3 protein-coding genes and 1 pseudogene are annotated in these 4,130 nt (G+C 67.6%); all 4 read left to right on the top strand.

The features are described 5' to 3' along the window. Positions 1 to 84: 84 nt before the first annotated feature. Positions 85 to 703 (top strand): annotated as a pseudogene (locus ACFHPP_RS30565) (IS5 family transposase); the annotation flags it as partial. A 347-nt stretch (positions 704 to 1,050) separates the two neighbouring features. After that, positions 1,051 to 2,541, top strand: coding sequence for a DUF2142 domain-containing protein (locus ACFHPP_RS30570; protein ID WP_437167003.1), 1,491 nt, complete (start codon positions 1,051 to 1,053; stop codon positions 2,539 to 2,541). A gap of 139 nt (positions 2,542 to 2,680) precedes the next feature. Next, the gene (locus ACFHPP_RS30575) at positions 2,681 to 3,082 is read left to right on the top strand and encodes a hypothetical protein (protein ID WP_437167004.1); all 402 of its coding nucleotides are present in this window, start codon (positions 2,681 to 2,683) and stop codon (positions 3,080 to 3,082) included. 496 nt (positions 3,083 to 3,578) lie between these two features. After that, a complete protein-coding gene (locus ACFHPP_RS30580; RefSeq protein ID WP_437167005.1) occupies positions 3,579 to 3,818 on the top strand; it encodes an EAL domain-containing protein in 240 nt (79 codons plus the stop codon). Positions 3,819 to 4,130 lie beyond the last annotated feature (312 nt).

The following is a 4,130-nucleotide window of genomic DNA, read 5'->3' on the forward strand; positions in this document are numbered from 1 at the left end:
CTAAGTGTCGGTCCGCGAACATCTTGAAGCCATTGAATCCTCTGTGAATCGCTTGTGGTGGAGCGATTCGCGGGGGCGCGGCGGATGTGGACGACGGGAAACCGGCCTCAGGATGACCGGAGCAGGCTGCGCTACCCGGTCGGGGCATTGCCGACCATGACGATGCCGAGTGGGCGCAGATCGCCGGGCTGATCCCGCCGGCGAAGCGCGGTGGCAACGCGCGGACGGTGAACCTGCGCGAGGTGGTCAACGGTCTGCTCTACGTGCGCGGTACCGACTACCAGTGGCGTGCGATCCCGAAGGACCTGCCGCCGCGCAGCGCGCTGCATGGCTACTTCATGCGCTGGGAGTGGGATGGGACGCTTTGGCGGATCCATCACGCGCTCTATGCATTGTGCCGCGAGCAGGCCGGACGTGAGGCCAGCCCGACGGCAGCGATCATCGACAGCCAGAGCGTGAAGGGCGCGGAAGGGGGGCCTTCGACCCCCACGGCTACGATGGCGGCAAGAAGATCAAGGGCAGGAAGCGGCACCTCCTGGTCGACACGCTCGGCCTGTTCCCGTTCCTGCGCAAGCTCTACGCCGATGCCGGCTACTAGGCGCCAAGGTTCCAGGCGGCACTGAAGTGGGTGCTGCGCCTGGTACAGATCCAGATCGTCCGGCGCTCCGAGACAGAGCAGGGCTTCGAGGTGGTGCCAGTACGCCTGCGGAGTTCGCCGCGTTCCAAGAGGGTGAGATCGCCCGCTGGCGGCCGGTGATTCAGGCCGGTGGCATCACCGTAGACTGAGGTTGCTCCTGCCCGCGGCTTGCGCCTGAGACCGAGTAGGCTGCCCACAGGCCGGTGGGCCAACGCGTGCTCGCGCCCTTCAGGCGGCGCGGCCGCAGGCCGTCGAGCAGGGCGGTTTTGCGGACCGTGCATGTGATGGGGCCACGTCGTCGAGCGACCACGACAGGGCCAGAGCATCGTGTTCGCTGACGTGACACGCCCGGTCCCGGCTGCTCCCTGGATTCGTGCTACATTGCGCCCTCCCGTCCAGGATTCTGCGTGCCCATGGCTCACTCCGCGTTGCTTGCCCTCCTCGGTCGCGGGGGTGTTCCCGTGTGCTTCCTGGTGGTGGCGATACCGATCAGCCTGTTGCTGGCCTTCCTGACGCCGCCCTTCCAGACGCCCGACGAGATTGCCCATCTGCTGCGTGCGGACCAGATCACGCGTGGCGTCTGGCGCGGCGGACCCGTCGATTGCGCCGCCGCTCCCGACCCCGTGCTCTGCCGGCTCAGCGACTCGACCGCCTTCGGCGGCAGGCCGGATCAGCCGACGCTGGGGGGCGCGGTGGACCCTGGCTTGCTGCGGCTGGCTGCGATCTATCGTGCCATCCCGTTCCATCCCGACCGCACCGCGACCCGGCCGATGTACGAGGCTGCCACGGCCGTCCGCTTCAGCCGCTCGACCCATCCCGCCGCCTTCACCAACACGACGGTATACCCGCCTCTGCTCTACCTGCCCGCGGCCGCGGCTCTCAGTGTGGCAAAGGCCACGCGCATGCGGCCGCTGGAGGCGCTGCACCTGGTGCGGGCCGCGAACATCGTGGCCAGCCTGGGATTGGCGGCGCTGGCGCTCCGGCTGTGCAGGCGCGGGGCGCGCAGCATGGCCGTGCTGCTGGCCCTGCCCATGAGCCTCGCACTGGCCGCCTCGGCGGCGCCGGACGGGCTCATGCTCGCGCTTGCAGCCATCGCGGCCGCCACCCTGTCCCGGGCGATGCAGAGGCCCGAGGGCCTCGGCTGGCGGAGCATGGGGACGCTGGCGGCGGTGCTGCTGGCGCTCGGCCTCGGACGTCCGCCCTATGCCGCGCTCGGCCTGCTGGTGCTGGCGGCGCCAGTGGCCACACCACTCGGGCCGGCAGGATCCTTGCGCAGCATCCTACTCCGCCTCGGCGTGGCGCTGCCGGCGGCAATCGGCATCTTTGGCTGGATCGCGGCCACCGCGCCAGTGATGATCCCGGTGCCTGTCCTGCATGCCGGCGTGGCACCGGACATGGCGGCGCAACTCGCCATCCTCCGCGACAGCCCGCTGCAGTTCGCTGCAATCCTGCTGCGGACCTTTGCGACCGATGCGGCGGCCCTGGGGCAGCAGGCCGTGGGCGTGCTGGGTTGGCTCGACACGCCGCTACCGCGCATGGTGCACTGGCTTGCCGCGATCGCGCTGGTGCTGGCCCTGGCGGCTGATGCGGGCGGGGAGGATCGCCGGCCGGCACCTGGGATGCCGGCACTCGCGCTGGCGCTGCTCGGGCTTGCCGTCGTGGTCGTGGGCCTCTCCCTTGCGCTTTATTTGTCCTACACCCCACCGGGGTACCCGACGGTGATTGGCCTGCAAGGACGCTACTTCCTGCCGCCGCTGCTGATGGCGGTGCCATTTGTGCCGCGTCTCCTCGTAGCCTTTCCCGGAAGTGGTCCGGTCGCGGCCGGCGCGTTCCTCATCTTCGCAATCGCGGTCGCGGTGCTGGCGCCCCTCACCCTGGTTTGGCGCTTTGCCGTTTCGGCCTGAGGCAGGTGGCGTTGCATCGGCAACTTGTCGAACTGGCATGTGGGCTTGAGCGCGCGACACCACGTCCCTGCTCTCTGCAGAACCCTTCTTCGTCATCGGCATCGGCCTGTACCGGTTGTACATGAGGGAACGGCCGCGGATGGCCGTGCTGCTCATCCTGGCCGCACTGGTCAGCATTGCGGGGCATCATCCGCTGGAATTCCTGGGCGCCGCCTTCGTCGCCATCGCCGCCTTTGCCCTGGTTCTGACCGGCCGCGCCGGCTTCCTGCGCCAGCCCGCGCTGATCTGGCTCGGCGCCATCTCCTACAGCCTGTACCTGGTGCACAACTTCGCTGGGCGCGCGCTGATCCTGCGCCTGCAAGAAGATGCCGGATGGTCGGCGAATGCGTCCATCCTCGCGGCGCTGGCCGCCTCGCTGCTGGTGGCGACGTTGCTGACCTACCTCGTGGAACGCCCGGCGCAGCGGCTGATCCGGCGCGGCTATGCCGCGTGGCGCGGACGAGCGGAGCGGCCACGGGCGGCCCGGGCCAAAGTCCGCTGACGGACGCTCGCTCGTTTCAGTGCAGTCGCGAGCCACTCGGCTCGGGATCCTCGTCTCGGTTATCGGACACAATGACCCATAATACGGCTTGTGGTGATCGAAGCAGCGCGGCCCGTAGGAACTTTGGGGCCGTCTCGCTCATACACGGCAGGGAGGCCGTGATGTACCAAACCAGTACTTGGATTGAGGAAGCAAGCACTTGGACCCGCATTGTACGCGGTGCGCCAGGACAGCCAAACCTCATGCTCGTGGTCTTCCCTGAACCCGCCGATGGCGAGGATCCTTGGGTCTGGGAAGTCATAGAACCAAAAAGGCCTCTCGACCGGGAGCTAAAATCTGGCGCTGCAGAAACCGCCGAAATCGCCAAGGCGAGCGCAGAGCAATGGGCTGTTACTCGCCGCTAAGAGAAGAGGGCGTGTCCTTGGAGTCGGAGGCTGCCTCTCCGCGGTCCTCCTCACCAGTGCGCAAGCGCTGGCGCTTGGCCAGCGGAGACGACTTGACGCCAGTCACGACTCAAACAGATTGTTGGCCAGCTTGCCTGCCGCCGCAACTGACCTTCGAACTGACCGAAAGCGAGCAGGTCAGTGATCTGCAGCATACCCAGAACATCATTCAGGAATACCGCCGCCGCGGCTTCCAGATCGCGCTCGACGACTTCTCCACCGGTTATTCCGGCCTCGCACGGCTAGCCAATCTGCGGCTGGACATCATCAAGCTGGACCGCGCTTCGATCTAGGATGCGAGGAACGCCGGGGGATGTCCCGGCCGATGTTGAGGAAGGGGGAGCGGCGTTGCCCGCCCTGAGCCGATAGGCTCGGGGTGTCGAATCCAAGAGAGGCAAGCAACGCCATGAAAAGGAATAGCACGGCTGGGAGCGGCGTGGCGTCCCCTGGGATGGGCACGGCGCTGGAGGAGATGACGGCGAGCTTCGAGCGGTTCTGCCTGGCCGCGGGGCAGGCCTCCTCGGTTGCTCAGGCCCAGCAGGCCGCACAGTGTCCATCCACGGCACGCCGCAAACGATTTTCAACATCACGCGGGACATCCCCGA

It is taken from the genome of Falsiroseomonas sp. E2-1-a20, from assembly GCF_051433195.1.
Lineage (GTDB): Bacteria > Pseudomonadota > Alphaproteobacteria > Acetobacterales > Acetobacteraceae > Falsiroseomonas.